An 18953-nucleotide genomic window follows, 5' to 3' on the forward strand; every position below is an offset into this window, starting at 1 on the left:
TAAAGGCTGCGGACAGCAAGACGCGCCCGTTGGCGGCAGTAGTGAAACCACTGCCGGGGGCGCGTCCATGGCAAGAAAATGTATCTGCTGAGCATAGCTGTGCATTGCCAGGCGTGGGGAAATTGACCGGCCCAGGCGATTAAAAAAGTGGGAGCGGCCTGCTATTTTTCTGGGGGCATGCAACGATCCGCGATTGCAGAGGGTCGAGATCTGCGTTGATCACTTTACGGAGGCGCGCAAATGCGAGGTCGCAAGGCAATGCTGATCCTGCACGGCAAGCAGGCCATGAACGAGGACTTGCGCAATGCCGTGCATGGCCTGCGCGACAGCGGCTGGGTGCTGGATGTGCGGGTCACCTGGGAGGCCGGTGACGCCCAGCGCCTGGTCGCCGAGGCGCTGGCTGCCGGTTACGGCCATATCGTCGCCGGAGGCGGGGATGGCACGCTGCGCGATGTCGCCGAGGCCATGGGGCTGGCGGGTACCGCGGCCAGTCTGGCGTTGTTGCCGCTGGGCACGGCCAACGATTTTGCCAGGGCAGCCGGCATCCCTCTGGAGCCTGCTACGGCGCTGGCCTTGCTGAACATACCTGCACAGCCAATAGACCTGGGCCAGGCCGGTGACCAGTTGTTCCTCAACATGGCCACGGGCGGTTTTGGCAGCCAGGTCACGGCCAGCACCTCTGAAGACCTGAAGAAAGTGCTGGGCGCCGCCGCCTACCTGTTCACCGGGTTGTCGCGCTTCAGCGAGCTGCAGGCGGCATCGGTAGCGCTGCAAGGGCCCGGTTTCCACTGGCAGGGTGACCTGCTGGCGCTGGGGATCGGTAACGGCCGCCAGGCCGGGGGTGGGCAGGTGCTGTGCCCGGAGGCCGTGGTGGACGATGGCTTGCTCGATATCGCCATCCTGCCGGCACCACAGGAGGTGGTCGGGGCGCTGCGTGACCTGTTGGCCGGTGACGGGCTGCTCGTCCGGGCCAGGTTGCCCTGGGTCGAGATCAAGTGCTCGCAAGGGCTGGACATCAATCTCGATGGCGAACCGGTGCAGGCCGACAAGTTGCGCTTCCAGGCCAGGCCCGCTGCACTGCGTCTGCACCTGCCGGCCGGGTCGCCGTTGCTCAGTCGTCCAGGCTGATGATTTTCTCGCGTACGGCGAACAGCACCAGGCCGGCCACGTCATGGATCTGCAAGCGTTTCATGATTTGCGAGCGGTGGGTCTCCACGGTCTTGATCGACAGACCCAGGCCGGTGGCGATTTCCCGGGTGGACTTGCCGCGCACGATCAGGCGCAGGATCTCCAGCTGTCGCGCGGTGAGGTTATGCCGCTCGCCAGCGGGTTGCTTGCACTGCCTGGTGCGCTGCAGCGCCTGGTCGATGACCGTATGGGCGATGGCTGGGCTGAGGTAGCGCTCGCCGTTGCGCACCGCGACCAGGGCCTGCTCCAGTTCGGTGGCGCTGGTGTCCTTGAGCAGGTAGCCGTGGGCGCCGCTTTCCAGGGCCCGCATGATCAGGTCCGGGTCGGTGTGCATCGACAGGATCAGCACCTTGCAGGTACTGCCGCTGGCGCGCAGTTGGGTGAGGGCATCCAGGCCGCTGGTCGAGCGCATGGAGATGTCCAGCAAGACTATGTCCGGCGCCAGCTTGCGTACCTGTTCGAGCAACTGGCTGCCGTCGTCGGCTTCACCGATTACTTCATAGCCGGGGATGTCGCAGACCAGTGCACGCACCCCGGCGCGAATCAGCGAGTGGTCGTCTACCAGTAGCAGTCTACAGGTCATCGGTGGCGGTGCTCCTGGCGCGTTGCTGGGTGCGCGGTGGCCACGGGAACACCGCCTCGATGCGCGTGCCCAGGCCGAGCTGACTGATGATGTCGAGGCTGCCCTGCAGCGCGGTTACCCGCTCCTGCATGCCGGCCAAGCCGCGCTGACCAGCTTCGGCCGGTTGCCTGGCGGGCACGAAGCCACGGCCATCGTCGTGGATCGACAACGCCAGCCCCTCGGGGGTGCGCTGCAGACGGACGACCAGGTTGTGTGCCTGGGCGTGGCGCAGCATGTTGGTCACGGCTTCCTGGGTAATGCGGAATACCGCCATGGCCACGGCCTCGTCGATGCCGCCCAGGCGCTGGTTGCACGCCAGGCTCCAGTGCACGCCACTGTTGCCCAAGGTACGCACCAGGTGCGCGCGCAGGCTGGCTTCCAGGCCAAGGCTGGCCAGCTGTCGCGGGTTGAGCAGGGCGGAGACATCGCGCACGTTGCCCAGGGTGTCATCCAGCGTGCTGCGCAGGGCGTCGCAGTGCCCTTGCAGCTCATCGGGCATGCGCCTTTGCAGCCACTGCAGTTGCAGCTTGGCGGCAGTGAGCAACTGGCCGATGTCGTCGTGCAATTCCCGGCTCAGGTGCTGGCGCTCGTCTTCCTGGACCTTGAGCATGCGCTCGGCCAGTTCCGCCGGACGCAGGCTGATCGACCTGGCGCCCAGGCCCAGATGCACGGCGGCGCCCAGCGTGGCGGCCAGCTGCAGCACCAGCAGGCTGGCCGGGATCACCTGGTCGGCCAGGTACAGCAACAGGTTGGCGACCAGCGAGGTCACGCACAGCCCGACCGTCGCCCAGCGCAGCAGGGTAGTGCGGGAGCCGCAACGCAAAGGAATCTTCAAGCGTGGAAACATAAGTAGGGAAGCCACTGAAGTATTGCTGATGGAGGCCTTGCACAATCCCTGTCAGAGGCTTTGGAGCAGTACTTTCGATTGTTTTTTTCGAACACGAGATCTTGCGACCTTGCTGCAGGTAGCAAGCGTTTGTGGGGGCGCATATTACCACCTTGCACTGCATCGGTCGCGGCTGGGTAACGCTTTGAAACGCCTGTCGGGCGGGTGCTGGCGGGTAGCAAAGTGCCACCCGGTTTGATCGCGCAATACGCACTTGCCGTGAAACTGGCGCGCAATTGATTCAACTTGCCCACCGGAAACTTGGAAACTTCGCGAACTTTCCAGGTGCGACCATGCTGGGCTTGAATAAACGTGCCTGGTTGCACTGTGCGCCGGGTCAATACGTGGGGGATGAGCGGCCGGGGGGCGTGCTGTCTGCCGTCTCGTTATGCGGGTGGATGCACACGCTGCCTTGCTCGCCGCAGGACGTGCAGGGTTCTGCAAAGGGTTGCTGCACGACCTTGGCCAGTTCACCCAGCAGCACCAGTTGCTCGCCGATGTCCAGGTTAAGACGCCCGGTACATGGATCGACCAGTTCCAGTTGCCAGGCCAGCAGGGTCAGGCAGGCCCCTACCGCGGGCAGGGCTTCGCGCTGCAGGCAACCGCCATGGCAGGCCGGGGCCAGCAACTGCTGCAGGGCGGTGGTGTAATGGGCGACTTCGCGCAGGCCCAGGTGTGTGGCCTGCCGGGCGAGGTTGTCGAGCGCATTGTCCAGGCAGTGGCAGGCATCCGGGTCGTTGTCGATCAGCTCCAGGTGCTGCAGGCATTCCTGGGCCTGGGTCAGCAACACCTGGGCATCCAGCAGGAAGCCCTGCAGGGCGTCATCGAACGATAAGGCGCTGTCCATCATGATGCCCCCGCGCGTGGCGCAGGCGCAGGGGGCGGGCACGCCAAAACGATAGCTAGCAAAAGCCTGACTCCATTCATGCAATGAGAATGGCGTCACATTAATGGCTAAAGGATATCGCGAACATCAGGTTGCGCCCGATTGTGGCTAAGGGTTTCCCTGATACCCGGCTCAGGTGGGGAACTTTTGCGTCCCGCTGGCTCACCACGGCTGCTCGCAGTAAAGCATGATGTCAAAGTGATATCAATTGCCTTCATGGCATTTTCCCGCAAGGGTCAAGGTGCGCGTGAAGCCGCCGATACAGGGTGGATGATTTCACTTTTTCCCGACTCAAGCCTGGGGGTTTTCCAATGGCTGGCATTCTCGACACGGTAGACCAACGTACGCAACTGGTGGGTGAGAACCGCCTGGAAATCCTGATGTTTCGACTGGCGGGCCGCCAGCTGTTCGCGATCAACGTGTTCAAGGTGCAGGAAGTGCTGCAGCTGCCCAAACTGACCCTGATGCCCCAGCGCCACGCTTTCGTCTGCGGTGTGGTCAACCTGCGCGGCCAGACCCTGCCGGTGATCGACCTGTCCCAGGCGATCGGCATGCGCCCGCTGCAGCCAGGGCCGGACAGCACCATCATCGTCACCGAATACAACCGCTCGGTGCAGGCCTTCCTGGTGGGCGGTGTCGACCGCATCGTCAACATGAACTGGGAGGCGATCATGCCACCGCCGTCCAGCGCCGGACGCCAGCATTACCTGACCGCCATCACCAAGGTCGATGAGAAGCTGGTGGAAGTGATCGATGTGGAGAAGGTGCTGGCCGAGATCGTGCCGTACAACGCCCGGGTTTCCGGTGACAAACTCGCCGACCCGGTGCTGGCCCGGGCCCGCGGCCGCGAAGTGCTGCTGGTGGACGACTCCAGCGTGGCCCTGGCGCAATTGCGCGACACCCTGTCCCAGCTGGGCGTGAAGCTGCACGTGGCCAGTGATGGCCTGAAGGCGCTGCGCATGCTCAAGGGCTGGGCCGACGCCGGTGAGGACGTGTGCGAGAAGCTGCTGATGGTGTTCACTGACGCCGAGATGCCGGAAATGGACGGCTACCGGTTGACCACCGAGATCCGTGGCGATGCCCGTTTGCGCAAGCTGTACGTGGTGCTGCACACCTCGCTGTCGGGTAGTTTCAACGAATCGATGGTAAAGAAGGTGGGCTGCGACAACTTCCTGTCCAAGTTCCAGCCTGATCGCCTGGTCGACGTGGTCAAGCAACGCCTGCTGCTGGATACCGCCACTGCGTGATCCCGGCCGCTGCCGGGTATAAGCTTGGGCGTTTGGCATGACGCGAGGCGGCAGGGATGTTTCTCAGTGAGCTGTATCGGTACCCGCTGAAGTCGGGGCAGGCGCAACGCCTGAGGGCTTCACCAGTGGGGTTGCTGGGGTTGCAGGGCGACCGGCGCTGGATGGTGGTGGAGGAAGAAAACGGACGCTTCCTGACCCAGCGCGCCTGGCCACAGCTAGGCCAGGTCAAGGCAAGCGATGATGCCAGCGGCCAGTTGCTGCTGGAAACACCTGGGCAGGCACCGTTGCGGGTGCCTGTGCCACCTGCCGATGACGCCCTGCGCGGCGTGACCATCTGGCGCGATACCCTGCGCGTGCCGGATGCAGGCGATGCGGCGGCGGCCTGGCTGAGCGAGCTGCTGGGCAAGGCCGTGCGCCTGGTGCATTGCCCGGAGCCGCGCGCGCGTTATCTGCCCAATGGCTACGGCTTCAACAGTGACCGGGCGGCGTTTCCGGACGGTTTCCCCTTGTTGCTGATCGGCCAGGGTTCGCTGGACGAGCTCAGCCGACGTATCGGCCGGCCCATGCAGATGTTGCGCTTTCGGCCCAACCTGGTGGTGCAGGGGGCCGAACCGTTTGCCGAGGATGGCTGGAAGCGTATTCGTATCGGCAGCCTGGAGTTTCGTGTGCTCAAGCCCAGTGTGCGCTGCATCTTTACCACCATCGACCCGGCTACCGGCGAGCGCAGCGAAGACCGCGAGCCGATGGCCACGCTCAGGACCTTCCGCGAGAAGGAGGGGGATGTGCTGTTCGGGCAGAACCTGGCGGTGGATGGCAGTGGGTGGTTGGAGGCAGGGATGGCGGTGGAAATCCTGGAATAGCTGTGTTGCCTGTGCCGGCCTCTTCGCGGGTGAACCGGCTCCCACGGGTACTCCACTTTCCTCAAGGAATGGGGACCCTGTAGGAGCGGGTTCACCCGCGAAGAGGCCAGGCTCAGCAATAATCACATGTCATCGAAGTACTGCTCATGCCAGTCCACCAGCGGCTGCGGCGAGTTCAGCTTCTGCCCGTAGATCACCGAATACGACAGCACGTTCTGTACGTACTGGCGCGTTTCGTCGAACGGGATCGACTCCACCCACACATCGAAGCTCAGGTGCTTGGCGCCTTTCAGCCACTGGCGCACACGCCCCGGCCCGGCGTTGTAGGCCGCCGAAGCCAGCACCCGGTTGCCGTTGAACTGGCTGTGCACCTGGCTCAGGTAGGCTGCGCCCAGCTGGATGTTCTTGTCCGGGTTGAGCACCTGAGCCGGTGACGCCAGCGGAATGCTGAACTTGCGTGCGGTTTCCTTGGCCGTGGCCGGCATCAGCTGCATCAGGCCGCTGGCGCCCACCGGCGAGCGGGCATCTTCCATGAAGGCACTTTCCTGGCGGGTGATGGCGAATACCCAGCTCGAATGCAGGCCGCGGACCTTGGCCTCGCGTACCAGGGTGTCGCGGTGGGCCATCGGGAAGCGAATGTCCAGGTCGTCCCAGTACTGCGCCTGGCTGATGGTGCGAATGGCCGGGAAGTACCAGCGCAGGTCGTAGCCAAGACGCGCCTGGGCGACCATTTCGTCGCGGTTGAAGTGGCGGCTGACGTGGTACCACTCGCGGCGGCCTTCGACGATCTGGCCACGGGCGTGGAACTCCAGGGCGCGGCGGATGCCCGGGGTGTTGCGCACCTTGTTGACCAGCTGCGGGCTCAGCACCAGCGGCTTGTTGTTCAGCTGGTAAGGCGTCTGTGCGCGGTCAGCGGCGAGGAAGCCGTAGAAGTCACGCTCACGCGCCACGGTCTTGTACAGCAGCGGGATCTGCGGGTTGTTCGGCTGCGCCAGCTCCAGGCTGCGGGCCTGCCAGTACTTCCAGCGGCTGCTGCTGGCCAGGTCCTGGGGCAGGCGGCGGGTCAGCTGGTAGGCGTCTTCCCAGCGGCCCAGGCGCAGCAGCAGGCGCAGGCGCCATTCGCTGACGGTGTTGTCACGTAGCTCGGGGTCGTAGCGGGTCATCAGGTCGAGCGCGCGCGGGTCGTAGCGGCGCGCCAGGGTCAGGCCGATTTCGCGGGCGATGGCCACCTTCTCGTCACGGGAAAAGTGCATGCGCTGGGCGTAGTCGTCGAGCAGCGCCATGGCCCGCTCCGGGTCCTGCCGGGCCAGGCGGCGCAGGCCGAGGCTGACCACGTCGGACATGGCTTCGTTGACCGGGGTGAAACGCGAAGGCTGGTTGAGCAGCTCGGGCTTCTGCGCCACATCGACCAGCAGGCGCCCCTGCGGGCCGAGAGTAGTCAGGGTCTTGACCAGGTTGTTGGCCAGGCCGTAGTTGCGCGCCTGGGCCGCCAGCTTGGTGCGTTGCCAGCGTTTGGCCTCGGTCAGCTGGCCTTCGGCCGCCCACATGCCGAACAGCGTGTCGCAGGTGGCCGGCTGCGACTTGCCGACATTCCACAATTTGTCAGCCGTGGCGTAGCCCTCGGCGCGCAGGCCGTGGCTGAGCTGGTACTGGCCGTTGAGGCAGTCCAGTTCGGTGAAATTGAGCTTGGGGTCGTAGTACTTGACGAAAGTATTCCATTCGCCGCGTTCGGCCAGCCAGCGCAACCAGCGCAGTTTCATCCAGTTGGCCTGGGGCAGGTCGCCATGCTTGGCGAGGAAGCTTTCGATTTCCTGGTTGCTGGCGGTTTTCAGGCGGGCGGTGAGCTCGTCGTAGGCCAGGTAGGGCGTCAGCGGGTAGTCGCTGAGGGCCTGGGCATAGCGCAGGTACGGGCCTTTGTCGCCTTTGGCCAGCGCGCGCTTGGCCTCGTCATAGTACTGGCGTTGCAGGGTAAGGTCGGCGGCCTGCGCCGCGCAGGTGGCGGCGGTGAGCAGCAGGCAGGATGCAATATGTAACAGGCGGCTGCGCATGATACGTCCGGGCAGTTGAACCATGGGGAAGTGACGGCGGAGCCAGCACTGTTGGAAGCTATTGCCTTAGCTTAGCTGTTTGCCGGCGGCGGGTGAAAGCGCTGTGCTTGTATCGGGATATTAAGTTCGACCAGATGTCGCAATGCCCTCGCCGGGTGGCCAGGCGGATGCCGTCGGGGGCCAAGTCAGGTAGAATGCGCGCCCGATTTATGGAGACCAACATGACCCTGCTCAAATTCAGCGATGTGTCCCTCGCATTCGGCGCCATGCCGCTGCTGGACAACGTGTCCTGGCAGATCGCTCGTGGCGAGCGGGTGTGCATCATCGGCCGCAACGGCACCGGCAAGTCGAGCATGCTGCGCCTGGTCAAGGGCGAGCAGAAGGGCGACGACGGCGAAATCTGGCGTGCCCCGGGCCTGAAGATCGGCGAGCTGCCGCAGGAGCTGCCGGTGGCCGACGAGCGCACGGTGTTCGACGTGGTGGCCGCAGGCCTGGATGGCGTGGGCGAGTTGCTGGCGCAGTTCCACCACCTGAGCCTGAACATCCAGGGCGATGAAGACCTGGAAAAACTCATGCACGTCCAGCACGAGCTGGAAGCCCGTGATGGCTGGCGCCTGCAGCAGGTGGTGGAAAGCACCCTCAGCCGCCTGCAGCTGCCGGCCGACAAGACCCTGGCCGAGCTGTCCGGTGGCTGGCGCCGCCGCGTGCTGCTGGCCCAGGCGCTGGTGTCGGAGCCCGACCTGCTGCTGCTCGACGAGCCGACCAACCACCTGGACATCGGTGCCATCGCCTGGCTCGAAGAGGCCCTGCGCGGCTTCAACGGTGCGGTGCTGTTCATTACCCACGACCGTTCCTTCCTGCAGAACCTGGCCACCCGCATCCTCGAACTGGACCGCGGTGGCCTGATCGACTGGAACGGCGACTATGCCAGCTTCCTGGTGCACAAGGAGGCCGCGCTGGCCGCCGAGGAGACCGCCAATGCGCTGTTCGACAAGCGCCTGGCCCAGGAAGAAGTGTGGATCCGCCAGGGCATCAAGGCCCGCCGTACCCGCAACGAAGGCCGCGTACGCGCGCTGAAGGCCCTGCGCGTGGAGCGCAGTGAACGTCGCGAGCGCCAGGGCAAGGCCAATATCCAGATCGAGGCGGCGGAAAAGTCCGGCAAGCAGGTGATGGTGCTGGAGAATGTCAGCTTCCATCACCCCGACGGGCCCGTGCTGGTCAAGGACTTCTCCATGGTCCTCCAGCGTCAGGACCGCATCGGTCTGCTGGGTGCCAACGGTACCGGCAAGACCACCCTGCTCAAGCTGATGCTCGGCGACCTGGAGCCGACCGCAGGCAAGGTCGAGCGTGGCACCAAGCTGGAAGTGGCCTATTTCGACCAGATGCGCCACCAGCTCGACCTGGAAAAGACCGTTATCGACAACCTGGCCGAAGGCCGCGACTTCATCGAGATCGACGGCCAGAACCGCCACGTGCTGAGCTACCTGGGCGACTTCCTGTTCAGCCCCCAGCGTGCCCGCACGCCGGTCAAGGCACTGTCGGGTGGCGAGCGCGCGCGCCTGTTGCTGGCCAAGCTGTTCAGCAAGCCGGCCAACCTGCTGGTGCTCGACGAACCGACCAACGATCTGGACGTGGAAACTCTCGAGCTGCTCGAGGAAGTGCTGTCCAACTACAAAGGCACCGTGCTGATGGTCAGCCACGACCGGGCCTTCCTCGACAACGTCGTCACCAGTACCTTGGTGTTCGAAGGCGAGGGCAAGGTGCGCGAGTACGTCGGTGGCTACGAGGACTGGATTCGCCAAGGTGGCTCGCCGAAGCTGCTGGGGGTGACCGAGAGCAAGGGCGGCAAGTCCGAGCTCAACAGCGCGGTGGTGGAGAAGGTCGAGGCCAAGCCAGCGCCTGAGCCTGTTGCAGTGGTGGCCGATGGTTCGAAGAAGAAGCTCAGCTACAAGCTGCAACGTGAGCTGGAAATGCTGCCGGGGCAGATCGATGAGCTGGAGCAGCGCATGGCCGAGGCCCAGGAAGAAGTGAATGCGGCGGGCTTCTATCAGCGGCCGATTGCGGAGACCTCGGCAGTGCTGGCCAAGATCGAGAAGCTGCAGGGCGAGCTGGATGTATTGGTAGAGCGCTGGGCCGAGCTGGAAGGCTGATCGGCGTTGGCCTGTACCGGCCTCTTCGCGGGTGAACCCGCTCCCACAGGTACTGCGCCGCGTTCAACAGCGGTGCGGTCCTTGTGGGAGCGGGTTCACCCGCGAAAGGGCCGGTACAGGTTGAATCATTCCTTCTTCAGCAACCGTACCGCCAACACGTCGCACGGCGCGCCATGCAGCACGTCATTGGCCGTGGAACCCAGCAGCAACGCCAGGCCGTGGCGGCCATGGCTACCGACCACGATCAGGTCGCACTTCTGGTCCTTGGCCAGCTGGTGGATTTCCTGGCGCGGCTGGCCATAGGTCAGGTGCGAGTCGCCGCGGTGGATGCCCGGGTATTTGTTGAACAGGCGGTCCATGCGCTCCTTGGCCTGGTCGAACTGCTGCTGTTGCAACTGTGACAGGTCCATCGGCACGTCACCGCCGAACGCCATGGCCATCGGCTCGACGATGTGTACCAGCGAAACCTTGGCATTCGACGGCTCGGCGAGTGCCATGGCACGTTTGATCACCGGGTCGCATTCTTCCGTCAGGTCGACGGCGACCAGAAGATGTTCGTAGGACATGAGCGGAACTCCTGACAATCGCGATAGAAGAAGTATGGTCGCTTTCGGGCGGGTCTTCCGTGAAAAATGGCTAACCAGCTCATTTGCAACGTTTTATGGGAACTACTGATATGACGGTATTGCTGGTGGTGTCAATCCTTGCGCTGATTCTCAGCCCGCTTTCCTGGCTGCGCACCTCGCGCAAGCAGAGCGAGCAGATGAAGCTGCGCCTGGAAGCGCGGCGCATGGGCCTGGCCATGCAGCTGGCGCCGCAGCAGTGGCCGCACTGGCTGGAAAAGGAGCCACCAAGCCCGTGCCCGCAATACCACCGGGCACGCCGCCGCGGGCATGAGGATAGCTTCAGCTTCTGGCAGGTCACCCCGGGGGTGTGGTGGAACCAGTGGCGTGAACCCTGTGAGGACCCGCGCTTCATGGAACCCCTGGCGCGCTTGCCGGCGAGTGTCTACAAGGTCGAGGCCGATGCCCGGATGATCGCGCTGTACTGGACCGAGCGGGGCGATACGGCTGTATTGCAGGATGTTGCCTACGTCCTCGAAACCTTGGCCTGAGGCCTGCCTTTGCGCTCCCACAGGGCCCCGCTAAGCCCTTCCATTGGAAGGCAAGCACAAAACGACAAAGCGGCGGCTTGGCAGAACCCTGAAGGGGTGGGGTACCAAGTCGCCGCTTTGCGTTCTGCTGCGCAGAAAAGGCCAGGCAGGCCGGATTGCATTCAAGCAAGTGCCAGTGTAGCCGTTCGAGGTCGCCGCGCAAGGCAAAAGCTGCAGCATTCTCCTGCGGTTCATGGTCAATCGCCGACATGAATGGCCAGCAATCACCGTCATCATGTTTAGTACCTGGACGCTACAAAATGACCGGAAAGTCGTGTTTTCACCTTGCTTGCGAGCATTTGACAACGCCGATCTTTTCGGAGAATGTGTGCACACCCAAATCAAACGGGCGTATGAATTGAGCGTTTGTATGTCATGACGCCAAGCCATACTTCCGACTAGCGCGCTGACGGGTGTGCCTGGGGCAGGGCAGCTAGGGCTGCTTTTGCTGCAGCGATCGGCGTGTACAGTTCAGCTTCCATATCGTGGAGATCAGTTGATGATTTACGAAGGTAAAGCCATCACGGTTAAGGCTCTTGAAAGTGGCATCGTCGAGCTCAAGTTCGACCTCAAGGGTGAGTCCGTCAACAAGTTCAACCGCCTGACCCTGAACGAGCTGCGCCAGGCCGTCGATGCCATCCAGGCCGACGCCTCGGTCAAGGGCGTGATCGTCAGCAGTGGCAAGGACGTGTTCATCGTCGGCGCCGACATCACCGAGTTCGTCGACAACTTCAAGCTGCCCGAGGCCGAACTGGTCGCCGGCAACCTGGAAGCCAACCGCATCTTCAACGCCTTCGAAGACCTCGAAGTGCCGACCGTCGCCGCCATCAACGGCATCGCCCTGGGCGGTGGCCTGGAAATGTGCCTGGCCGCCGACTACCGGGTCATGTCCACCAGCGCCAAGATCGGCCTGCCGGAAGTCAAGCTGGGTATCTACCCGGGCTTCGGCGGTACCGTGCGCCTGCCGCGCCTGATCGGTTCGGACAATGCCATCGAGTGGATTGCCTCCGGCAAGGAAAACCGTGCCGAAGACGCCCTGAAAGTGGGTGCCGTCGACGCCGTGGTCGCGCCTGAACTGCTGCTGGCCGGTGCCCTTGACCTGGTCAAGCGCGCCATCAGTGGCGAGCTGGACTACAAGGCCAAACGCCAGCCCAAGCTGGAAAAGCTCAAGCTCAACGCCATCGAGCAGATGATGGCCTTCGAGACTGCCAAGGGCTTCGTCGCCGGCCAGGCCGGCCCGAACTACCCGGCCCCGGTCGAAGCTATCAAGACCATCCAGAAGGCCGCCAACTTCGGCCGTGACAAGGCTCTGGAAGTCGAAGCGGCAGGCTTTGCCAAGCTGGCCAAAACCTCGGTTGCCGAGAGCCTGATCGGCCTGTTCCTCAATGACCAGGAACTCAAGCGCAAGGCCAAGGCGCATGACGAAATCGCCCACGACGTGAAGCAGGCCGCCGTGCTCGGCGCCGGCATCATGGGTGGCGGCATCGCCTACCAGTCGGCGGTCAAGGGCACTCCGATCCTGATGAAGGACATCCGCGAGGAAGCCATTCAGTTGGGCCTGAACGAGGCCTCCAAGCTGCTCGGCAACCGCGTCGAGAAGGGCCGCCTGACCCCGGCCAAGATGGCCGAGGCACTCAACGCCATTCGCCCGACCCTGTCCTATGGCGATTTCGCCAATGTCGACATCGTCGTCGAGGCCGTGGTCGAGAACCCGAAAGTCAAGCAGGCCGTGCTGGCCGAAGTGGAAGGCCAGGTGAAGGACGATGCGATCCTCGCTTCCAACACCTCGACCATCTCCATCAACCTGCTGGCCAGGGCGCTCAAGCGCCCGGAAAACTTCGTCGGCATGCACTTCTTCAACCCGGTGCACATGATGCCGCTGGTGGAAGTCATCCGTGGTGAGAAGTCCAGTGAAGTGGCGGTGGCCACCACCGTGGCCTACGCCAAGAAAATGGGCAAGAACCCGATCGTGGTCAACGACTGCCCGGGCTTCCTGGTCAACCGCGTGCTGTTCCCGTACTTTGGTGGTTTCGCCAAGCTGGTCAGCGCCGGTGTCGACTTCGTACGTATCGACAAGGTCATGGAAAAGTTCGGCTGGCCGATGGGCCCGGCGTACCTGATGGACGTGGTCGGCATCGACACCGGGCACCACGGCCGCGACGTGATGGCCGAGGGCTTCCCGGACCGCATGAAGGACGAGCGCCGCTCGGCCGTTGACGCCCTGTACGAGGCCAACCGCCTGGGCCAGAAGAACGGCAAGGGCTTCTACGCCTACGAAACCGACAAGCGTGGCAAGCCGAAGAAGGTCGCCGACGCCAGCGTGCTCGACGTACTCAAGCCGATCGTCTTCGAACAGCGCGAAGTTACTGACGAAGACATCATCAACTGGATGATGATCCCGCTGTGCCTGGAGACCGTGCGCTGCCTGGAAGACGGCATCGTCGAAACCGCCGCCGAAGCAGACATGGGCCTGGTCTACGGCATTGGCTTCCCTCCCTTCCGCGGTGGTGCGCTGCGCTACATCGACTCGATCGGTGTGGCCGAATTCGTGGCCCTGGCCGATCAGTACGCCGACCTGGGGCCGCTGTACCACCCGACCGCCAAGCTGCGTGAAATGGCCAAGAACGGCCAGCGCTTCTTCAACTGAGCGGTCAACGAGCTAGAGCGAGAGATTTGATATGAGCCTGAATCCAAGAGACGTGGTGATTGTCGACTTCGGTCGCACGCCGATGGGCCGCTCCAAGGGTGGCATGCACCGCAATACCCGCGCCGAAGACATGTCGGCGCACCTGATCAGCAAGCTGCTGGAACGCAACGACAAGGTCGACCCGAAAGAAGTCGAGGACGTGATCTGGGGCTGCGTCAACCAGACCCTCGAGCAGGGCTGGAACATCGCGCGCATGGCTTCGCTGATGACCCAGATCCCGCACACCTCGGCGGCGCAGACCGTCAGCCGCCTGTGCGGCTCATCGATGAGCGCGCTGCACACCGCTGCTCAGGCGATCATGACCGGCAACGGTGATGTGTTCGTGGTCGGTGGCGTGGAGCACATGGGCCACGTCAGCATGATGCATGGCGTCGACCCCAACCCGCACCTGTCCCTGCATGCCGCCAAGGCTTCCGGGATGATGGGCCTGACCGCAGAAATGCTTGGCAAGATGCACGGCATTACCCGTGAGCAGCAGGACCTGTTCGGCTTGCGTTCGCACCAGCTGGCCCACAAGGCCACGGTCGAAGGCAAGTTCAAGGACGAGATCATCCCGATGCAGGGCTACGACGAGAACGGCTTCCTGAAGGTATTCGACTTCGACGAAACCATTCGCCCGGAAGCCACCCTCGAAGGCCTGGCGTCGCTCAAACCGGCGTTCAACCCCAAGGGCGGCACCGTCACTGCCGGTACCTCGTCGCAGATTACCGACGGTGCATCGTGCATGATCGTCATGTCCGGGCAGCGCGCGATGGACCTGGGTATCCAGCCGTTGGCAGTCATCCGCGCCATGGCGGTGGCCGGTGTCGACCCGGCGATCATGGGTTACGGCCCGGTGCCATCGACCCAGAAAGCCCTCAAGCGTGCCGGCCTGACCATGGCCGACATCGACTTCATCGAGCTCAACGAAGCCTTCGCTGCACAGGCCCTGCCAGTGCTGAAAGACTTGAAAGTACTCGACAAGATGGATGAGAAGGTTAACCTGCACGGCGGCGCCATTGCCTTGGGCCACCCGTTCGGTTGCTCCGGGGCACGGATTTCCGGCACCCTGCTCAACGTCATGAAGCAAAATGGCGGTACCCTGGGGGTGGCGACCATGTGCGTCGGCCTCGGCCAAGGTATCACCACTGTCTTCGAACGCGTCTGATCGCGTAGCGGGACAGCGACCGGGGCCTTGTGCCCCGGTTTTGTTTTTTCAGGTTTTTTTTCAAGAGGGTGGGCAACATGCAGATACAACCAGGCGTTTATCGGCATTACAAGGGGCCGGAATACCGAGTGTTGGGTGTTGCGCATCATTCGGAAACCGATGAGTTGCTGGTGGTCTACCAGTTGCTATACGGTGATTACGGTTTGGGTGTGCGTCCCCTGGACATGTTCAAGGAAACTGTCGAGGTTGACGGCGAGCAGGTGCCACGCTTTGCTTTGGTCAAGGCCGAAGAGGGGCTACCCAGGTCGCTGGGCAAGTCGCACGAGTGATAGTCCGAACTTGACCTGACACTTTTGCCACTATATATAGCGGTGCCGCGTCTGGCACCTGACGCGTTTTTCATCTTCAGATTCAGGAATACTCCGATCCATGGGCAAATCGCTGGTCATTGTGGAATCCCCGGCCAAGGCCAAGACCATCAACAAGTACCTGGGCAACCAGTACGTGGTGAAGTCGAGTATCGGCCATATCCGAGACCTCCCCACCAGCGGTTCGGCCAGCGCCAGCAAAGAGCCGGCCGCCAAGCGTGGCAAGGCCGCGGGTGAGGCTCCGGCCCTGTCGCCGAAGGAAAAGGCTCGCCGCCAGCTGGTGGCACGCATGGGCGTCGACCCTGACCACGGCTGGAAGGCCAAGTACGAGATCCTGCCTGGCAAGGAAAAGGTGATCGAAGAGCTGCGCCGCCTGGCCAAGGATGCCGACACCATCTATCTCGCAACCGACTTGGACCGCGAAGGGGAAGCCATTGCCTGGCACCTGCGCGAAGCCATCGGCGGCGACGACACCCGCTACAAGCGCGTGGTGTTCAACGAAATTACCAAGAAAGCCATCCAGGATGCCTTCTCGCAGCCAGGCGAGCTGGATATCGACCGGGTCAACGCCCAGCAGGCGCGGCGCTTCCTCGACCGCGTGGTCGGCTACATGGTTTCGCCGCTGCTGTGGGCCAAGATCGCCCGTGGCCTGTCCGCCGGCCGCGTACAGTCGGTGGCGGTGAAGCTGGTGGTGGAGCGCGAGCGCGAAATCCGTGCGTTCATCCCGGAAGAGTACTGGGAAATCCACGCCGACCTCGGCACTGCCAAGAACGCCAAGGTGCGCTTCGAAGTGGCGCGCGAGAAGGGCGAGGCCTTCAAGCCGCTGAACGAAGCACAGGCCATGGCGGCGCTGGTGAAACTCAAGGCTTCCAGCTACAGCGTGGTCAAGCGCGAAGACCGCCCGACCAGCAGCAAGCCGTCGGCACCGTTCATTACTTCCACCCTGCAGCAAGCGGCGAGTAACCGCCTGGGCTTCGGTGTGAAGAAGACCATGATGATGGCCCAGCGCTTGTACGAAGCCGGCTATATCACCTACATGCGTACCGACTCGACCAACCTGTCGGCCGACGCGCTGGACATGGCGCGCAGCTACATCGAGCGCGAGTTCGGCACGCAGTACCTGCCCGAGGCACCGCTGGTGTACGGCAGCAAGGAAGGCGCCCAGGAGGCACACGAAGCGATTCGTCCTTCCGACGTGAACACCCACCCGACCAAGCTCAGTGGTATGGAGCGTGACGCCGAGCGCCTGTACGAGCTGATCTGGCGCCAGTTCCTGGCCTGCCAGATGCCGCCGGCGCAGTACCTGTCCACCAGCGTCACCGTGGCTGCCGGCGACTTCGAGCTGCGTGCCAAGGGCCGCATCCTCAAGTTCGACGGTTACACCCGTGTGTTGCCGCAGCAGAGCAAGCCGGGCGAAGACGACGTGTTGCCGGAAATGGTCCAGGGCGAAGCGCTGAAGCTGATCCAGATCGACCCGAGCCAGCACTTCACCAAGCCACCGGCGCGCTTCACCGAAGCCAGCCTGGTCAAGGAAATGGAAAAGCGCGGCATCGGCCGCCCGTCGACCTATGCGGCGATCATCTCGACCATTCAGGACCGTGGTTATGTAACCTTGCACAACCGCCGCTTCTACTCGGAAAAGATGGGCGACATCGTCACCGAGCGCCTGTCCGAGAGCTTCTCCAACCTGATGGACTACGGCTTTACTGCCGACATGGAAGAGAACCTCGACGACGTGGCCCAGGGCGAGCGTGACTGGAAGAACGTGCTCGACGAGTTCTACGGTGACTTCAGCAAGAAGCTGCAGACCGCCGAGTCCAGCGAAGACGGCATGCGCGCCAACCAACCGACCATGACCAACATTCCGTGTAAGGAGTGTGGCCGGCCGATGATGATTCGCACCGCCTCCACCGGCGTGTTCCTCGGTTGCTCGGGCTACAGCCTGCCGCCGAAAGAGCGCTGCAAGGCCACCGTCAACCTGGTGCCGGGCGACGAGATTGCCGCCGACGACGAGGGCGAATCGGAATCCCGCGTGCTGCTGGGCAAGCACCGCTGCCCGATCTGCGCCACGGCGATGGATGCCTACCTGCTGGACGAGAAGCACAAGTTGCACATCTGCGGTAACAACCCGGATTGCACCGGCTACGAGATCGAGGAAGGCAACTACCGCATCAAGGGCTACGAAGGGCCGAGCCTGGAGTGCGACAAGTGCGGCAGCGAGATGCAGTTGAAGACTGGCCGCTTCGGCAAGTTCTTCGGTTGCACCAACCCAGCGTGCAAGAACACCCGCAAGTTGCTCAAGAGCGGCGAGGCGGCGCCACCGAAGATGGACAAGGTGGACATGCCGGAGCTCAAGTGCGAAAAGGTCGACGACACCTACGTACTGCGTGATGGTGCTTCGGGGCTGTTCCTGGCCGCCAGCCAGTTCCCCAAGAACCGCGAAACCCGTGCGCCACTGGTGCTGGAGATCGTGCCGCACAAGCACGAGATCGATCCGAAGTACCACTTCCTGTGCGATGCGCCGCAGAAGGACCCGGAAGGCCGCCCGGCGGTGATCCGTTATAGCCGCAAGACCAAGGAGCAGTACGTGCAGTCCGAAGTGGATGGCAAGCCTACCGGCTGGAAAGCGTTCTACGACGGCAATGCATGGAAGGTTGAAGACAAGCGCTGATCTGGCAGTGCTTTGAATGGGGCCGCTTCGCGCCCCTTCGCGGGTAAACCCGCTCCCACAGGTACGGTGACGCTCTGAAGGCTGGTGCGTTTCCTGTGGGAGCGGGTTTACCCGCGAAGGGGCGCAAAGCGGCCCCAATCATTTATGATGCAGCTATCCGCCTTGCAGCCTTATGGGAGGGCACTGAGATGGCCCAGGAACTCTACACCCGCACCAACCAGAAACTGTTCTTTGCCGGCCTCGCTCTGGAGTCCATGGCCAAGGCCGAACAAAGCCAGGCCATGAATGCCCAGGGCCTGGTCCAGGCCGAACGCGAGTCGGCGCTGTTCCACCTGTACGGCGCGCTGCTGGGCTTGTGCCATGAGATCGGCGGCTTTTACCGCCTGCCGGTTGTGGCAACGGTCGAGCAAGCACTGGCTGATGACGCCCTGAACGGCATCGCCATCCCGGAGGTGGCCGAACTGCTGGAGCTGGCCCGTCAGCGCGAAACCTGGCTTGCGCAAATGCTCAGTGCTTATGCCGATTTGTTCCGACCACCGGTCGCGAAAAAAACACCGAAAACAGACGTCACCCAGCCACTGATCCAGGCGGTCAATCTCGATGAGCCCGAGCATCCGGCGTTGTCACGTGCCGAACTGGAAAGCTGGCGTAGCAACCTCAAGGGCCTGGTGAGACGTTTCCGCGACGCGTTGAGTGAGTGCTGATAGCCGCTACGGCTGGTACAATGCTGGCCTTTCGCGGAGAACTGCCATTTATGTCTACGTCGTTTCTGGAAATTGTCGAGTTGCCTGATGGCCGCATCGAACTGCGTCGCGCCGAGGATGAGGGCTCTCTGGTAACCCTGGATTTCTCGGAGGACGCCAAGGTGTTCCTGCAGGGTCAGCATGTTGAAGTGGCCAAAGCCATGCTCAGTGTGGGCGTGCAGATGGCCGGGCGTCTGATGGACGGCGAGCTGGAGCGTGATGAAGGGCCGCGTGTGCTGCACTGAGGTGCAGCAGGGCATCAGCTTTTATGCAGTGA

General features: G+C 63.1%; 16 protein-coding genes. 11 read left to right on the forward strand and 5 right to left on the reverse strand.

Going from position 1 to position 18953, the window contains the following annotated elements:
* The first annotated feature begins 240 nt into the window (after positions 1-240).
* Positions 241-1128, forward strand: coding sequence for a lipid kinase YegS (gene yegS, locus FQ664_RS10730; RefSeq protein ID WP_144171894.1), 888 nt, complete (start codon positions 241-243; stop codon positions 1126-1128).
* On the opposite strand, the gene FQ664_RS10735 is transcribed toward yegS, so the two are convergent.
* The 3 genes from FQ664_RS10735 to FQ664_RS10745 form a co-directional block, all read right to left on the reverse strand.
* Entirely contained in the window at positions 1112-1771 is a 660-nt protein-coding gene (locus FQ664_RS10735; RefSeq protein ID WP_144171895.1) for a response regulator, read from the reverse strand. The two genes, yegS and FQ664_RS10735, sit on opposite strands and share 17 nt — an antisense overlap.
* Entirely contained in the window at positions 1761-2657 is an 897-nt protein-coding gene (locus FQ664_RS10740) for a sensor histidine kinase (protein WP_144171896.1), read from the reverse strand. Before FQ664_RS10740 ends, FQ664_RS10735 begins: the two co-directional genes overlap by 11 nt.
* Before the next feature lie 376 nt (positions 2658-3033).
* Positions 3034-3543, reverse strand: coding sequence for a histidine kinase (locus tag FQ664_RS10745; protein ID WP_144171897.1), 510 nt, complete (start codon positions 3541-3543; stop codon positions 3034-3036).
* A gap of 350 nt (positions 3544-3893) precedes the next feature.
* Between FQ664_RS10745 and FQ664_RS10750 the strand changes: the two genes are divergently transcribed.
* Both FQ664_RS10750 and FQ664_RS10755 read left to right on the forward strand, forming a co-directional pair.
* Positions 3894-4829 (forward strand): chemotaxis protein CheV, encoded by a 936-nt coding sequence (locus FQ664_RS10750; protein WP_144171898.1) that lies wholly within the window; start codon positions 3894-3896, stop codon positions 4827-4829.
* Between the two features lie 56 nt (positions 4830-4885).
* A complete protein-coding gene (locus FQ664_RS10755) occupies positions 4886-5689 on the forward strand; it encodes an MOSC domain-containing protein (RefSeq protein WP_144171899.1) in 804 nt (267 codons plus the stop codon).
* A 122-nt stretch (positions 5690-5811) separates the two neighbouring features.
* On the opposite strand, the gene FQ664_RS10760 is transcribed toward FQ664_RS10755, so the two are convergent.
* A complete protein-coding gene (locus tag FQ664_RS10760; protein WP_144171900.1) occupies positions 5812-7737 on the reverse strand; it encodes a transglycosylase SLT domain-containing protein in 1926 nt (641 codons plus the stop codon).
* A 221-nt stretch (positions 7738-7958) separates the two neighbouring features.
* On the opposite strand from FQ664_RS10760, the gene FQ664_RS10765 reads away from it, so the two are divergent.
* The gene (locus FQ664_RS10765; RefSeq protein ID WP_144171901.1) at positions 7959-9887 is read left to right on the forward strand and encodes an ATP-binding cassette domain-containing protein; all 1929 of its coding nucleotides are present in this window, start codon (positions 7959-7961) and stop codon (positions 9885-9887) included.
* A 125-nt stretch (positions 9888-10012) separates the two neighbouring features.
* Here FQ664_RS10765 and FQ664_RS10770 read toward each other — a convergent pair whose 3' ends face one another.
* Positions 10013-10453 carry a universal stress protein gene (locus tag FQ664_RS10770; RefSeq protein WP_144171902.1) on the reverse strand — a complete coding sequence of 147 codons (441 nt, stop codon included), beginning with the start codon at positions 10451-10453 and terminating at the stop codon, positions 10013-10015.
* A gap of 110 nt (positions 10454-10563) precedes the next feature.
* Here FQ664_RS10770 and FQ664_RS10775 point away from each other — a divergent pair, with 110 nt between their 5' ends.
* The 7 genes from FQ664_RS10775 to FQ664_RS10810 all read left to right on the forward strand — a co-directional run bounded on the left by FQ664_RS10775 (position 10564) and on the right by FQ664_RS10810 (position 18921).
* On the forward strand, positions 10564-11001 hold the full coding sequence (locus FQ664_RS10775) for a hypothetical protein (RefSeq protein ID WP_144171903.1): 438 nt from the start codon (positions 10564-10566) through the stop codon (positions 10999-11001).
* 538 nt (positions 11002-11539) lie between these two features.
* Complete coding sequence (gene fadB / locus FQ664_RS10780) at positions 11540-13687, forward strand: fatty acid oxidation complex subunit alpha FadB (protein WP_144171904.1); 2148 nt, start codon at positions 11540-11542, stop codon at positions 13685-13687.
* A gap of 31 nt (positions 13688-13718) precedes the next feature.
* Positions 13719-14894 carry an acetyl-CoA C-acyltransferase FadA gene (gene fadA, locus FQ664_RS10785; protein ID WP_144171905.1) on the forward strand — a complete coding sequence of 392 codons (1176 nt, stop codon included), beginning with the start codon at positions 13719-13721 and terminating at the stop codon, positions 14892-14894.
* 77 nt (positions 14895-14971) lie between these two features.
* Positions 14972-15223 (forward strand): DUF1653 domain-containing protein, encoded by a 252-nt coding sequence (locus tag FQ664_RS10790; protein ID WP_144171906.1) that lies wholly within the window; start codon positions 14972-14974, stop codon positions 15221-15223.
* Positions 15224-15323: 100 nt separating this feature from the next.
* A complete protein-coding gene (gene topA / locus FQ664_RS10795; protein WP_144171907.1) occupies positions 15324-17933 on the forward strand; it encodes a type I DNA topoisomerase in 2610 nt (869 codons plus the stop codon).
* A 188-nt stretch (positions 17934-18121) separates the two neighbouring features.
* Complete coding sequence (locus FQ664_RS10805; protein WP_144171908.1) at positions 18122-18637, forward strand: DUF6586 family protein; 516 nt, start codon at positions 18122-18124, stop codon at positions 18635-18637.
* 50 nt (positions 18638-18687) lie between these two features.
* On the forward strand, positions 18688-18921 hold the full coding sequence (locus FQ664_RS10810; RefSeq protein WP_003248777.1) for a hypothetical protein: 234 nt from the start codon (positions 18688-18690) through the stop codon (positions 18919-18921).
* The last annotated feature ends 32 nt before the right edge of the window (positions 18922-18953 follow it).

Origin of the sequence: Pseudomonas persica (assembly GCF_900291015.1) — a bacterium.
GTDB lineage: Bacteria > Pseudomonadota > Gammaproteobacteria > Pseudomonadales > Pseudomonadaceae > Aquipseudomonas.

Coding starts and splice junctions, on each gene's coding strand:
- yegS (WP_144171894.1), top strand. CDS start 241: ATGCGAGGTCGCAAGGCAATGCTGATCCTGCACGGCAAGCAGGCCATG.
- FQ664_RS10735 (WP_144171895.1), bottom strand. CDS start 1,771: ATGACCTGTAGACTGCTACTGGTAGACGACCACTCGCTGATTCGCGCC.
- FQ664_RS10740 (WP_144171896.1), bottom strand. CDS start 2,657: ATGTTTCCACGCTTGAAGATTCCTTTGCGTTGCGGCTCCCGCACTACC.
- FQ664_RS10745 (WP_144171897.1), bottom strand. CDS start 3,543: ATGGACAGCGCCTTATCGTTCGATGACGCCCTGCAGGGCTTCCTGCTG.
- FQ664_RS10750 (WP_144171898.1), top strand. CDS start 3,894: ATGGCTGGCATTCTCGACACGGTAGACCAACGTACGCAACTGGTGGGT.
- FQ664_RS10755 (WP_144171899.1), top strand. CDS start 4,886: ATGTTTCTCAGTGAGCTGTATCGGTACCCGCTGAAGTCGGGGCAGGCG.
- FQ664_RS10760 (WP_144171900.1), bottom strand. CDS start 7,737: ATGCGCAGCCGCCTGTTACATATTGCATCCTGCCTGCTGCTCACCGCC.
- FQ664_RS10765 (WP_144171901.1), top strand. CDS start 7,959: ATGACCCTGCTCAAATTCAGCGATGTGTCCCTCGCATTCGGCGCCATG.
- FQ664_RS10770 (WP_144171902.1), bottom strand. CDS start 10,453: ATGTCCTACGAACATCTTCTGGTCGCCGTCGACCTGACGGAAGAATGC.
- FQ664_RS10775 (WP_144171903.1), top strand. CDS start 10,564: ATGACGGTATTGCTGGTGGTGTCAATCCTTGCGCTGATTCTCAGCCCG.
- fadB (WP_144171904.1), top strand. CDS start 11,540: ATGATTTACGAAGGTAAAGCCATCACGGTTAAGGCTCTTGAAAGTGGC.
- fadA (WP_144171905.1), top strand. CDS start 13,719: ATGAGCCTGAATCCAAGAGACGTGGTGATTGTCGACTTCGGTCGCACG.
- FQ664_RS10790 (WP_144171906.1), top strand. CDS start 14,972: ATGCAGATACAACCAGGCGTTTATCGGCATTACAAGGGGCCGGAATAC.
- topA (WP_144171907.1), top strand. CDS start 15,324: ATGGGCAAATCGCTGGTCATTGTGGAATCCCCGGCCAAGGCCAAGACC.
- FQ664_RS10805 (WP_144171908.1), top strand. CDS start 18,122: ATGGCCCAGGAACTCTACACCCGCACCAACCAGAAACTGTTCTTTGCC.
- FQ664_RS10810 (WP_003248777.1), top strand. CDS start 18,688: ATGTCTACGTCGTTTCTGGAAATTGTCGAGTTGCCTGATGGCCGCATC.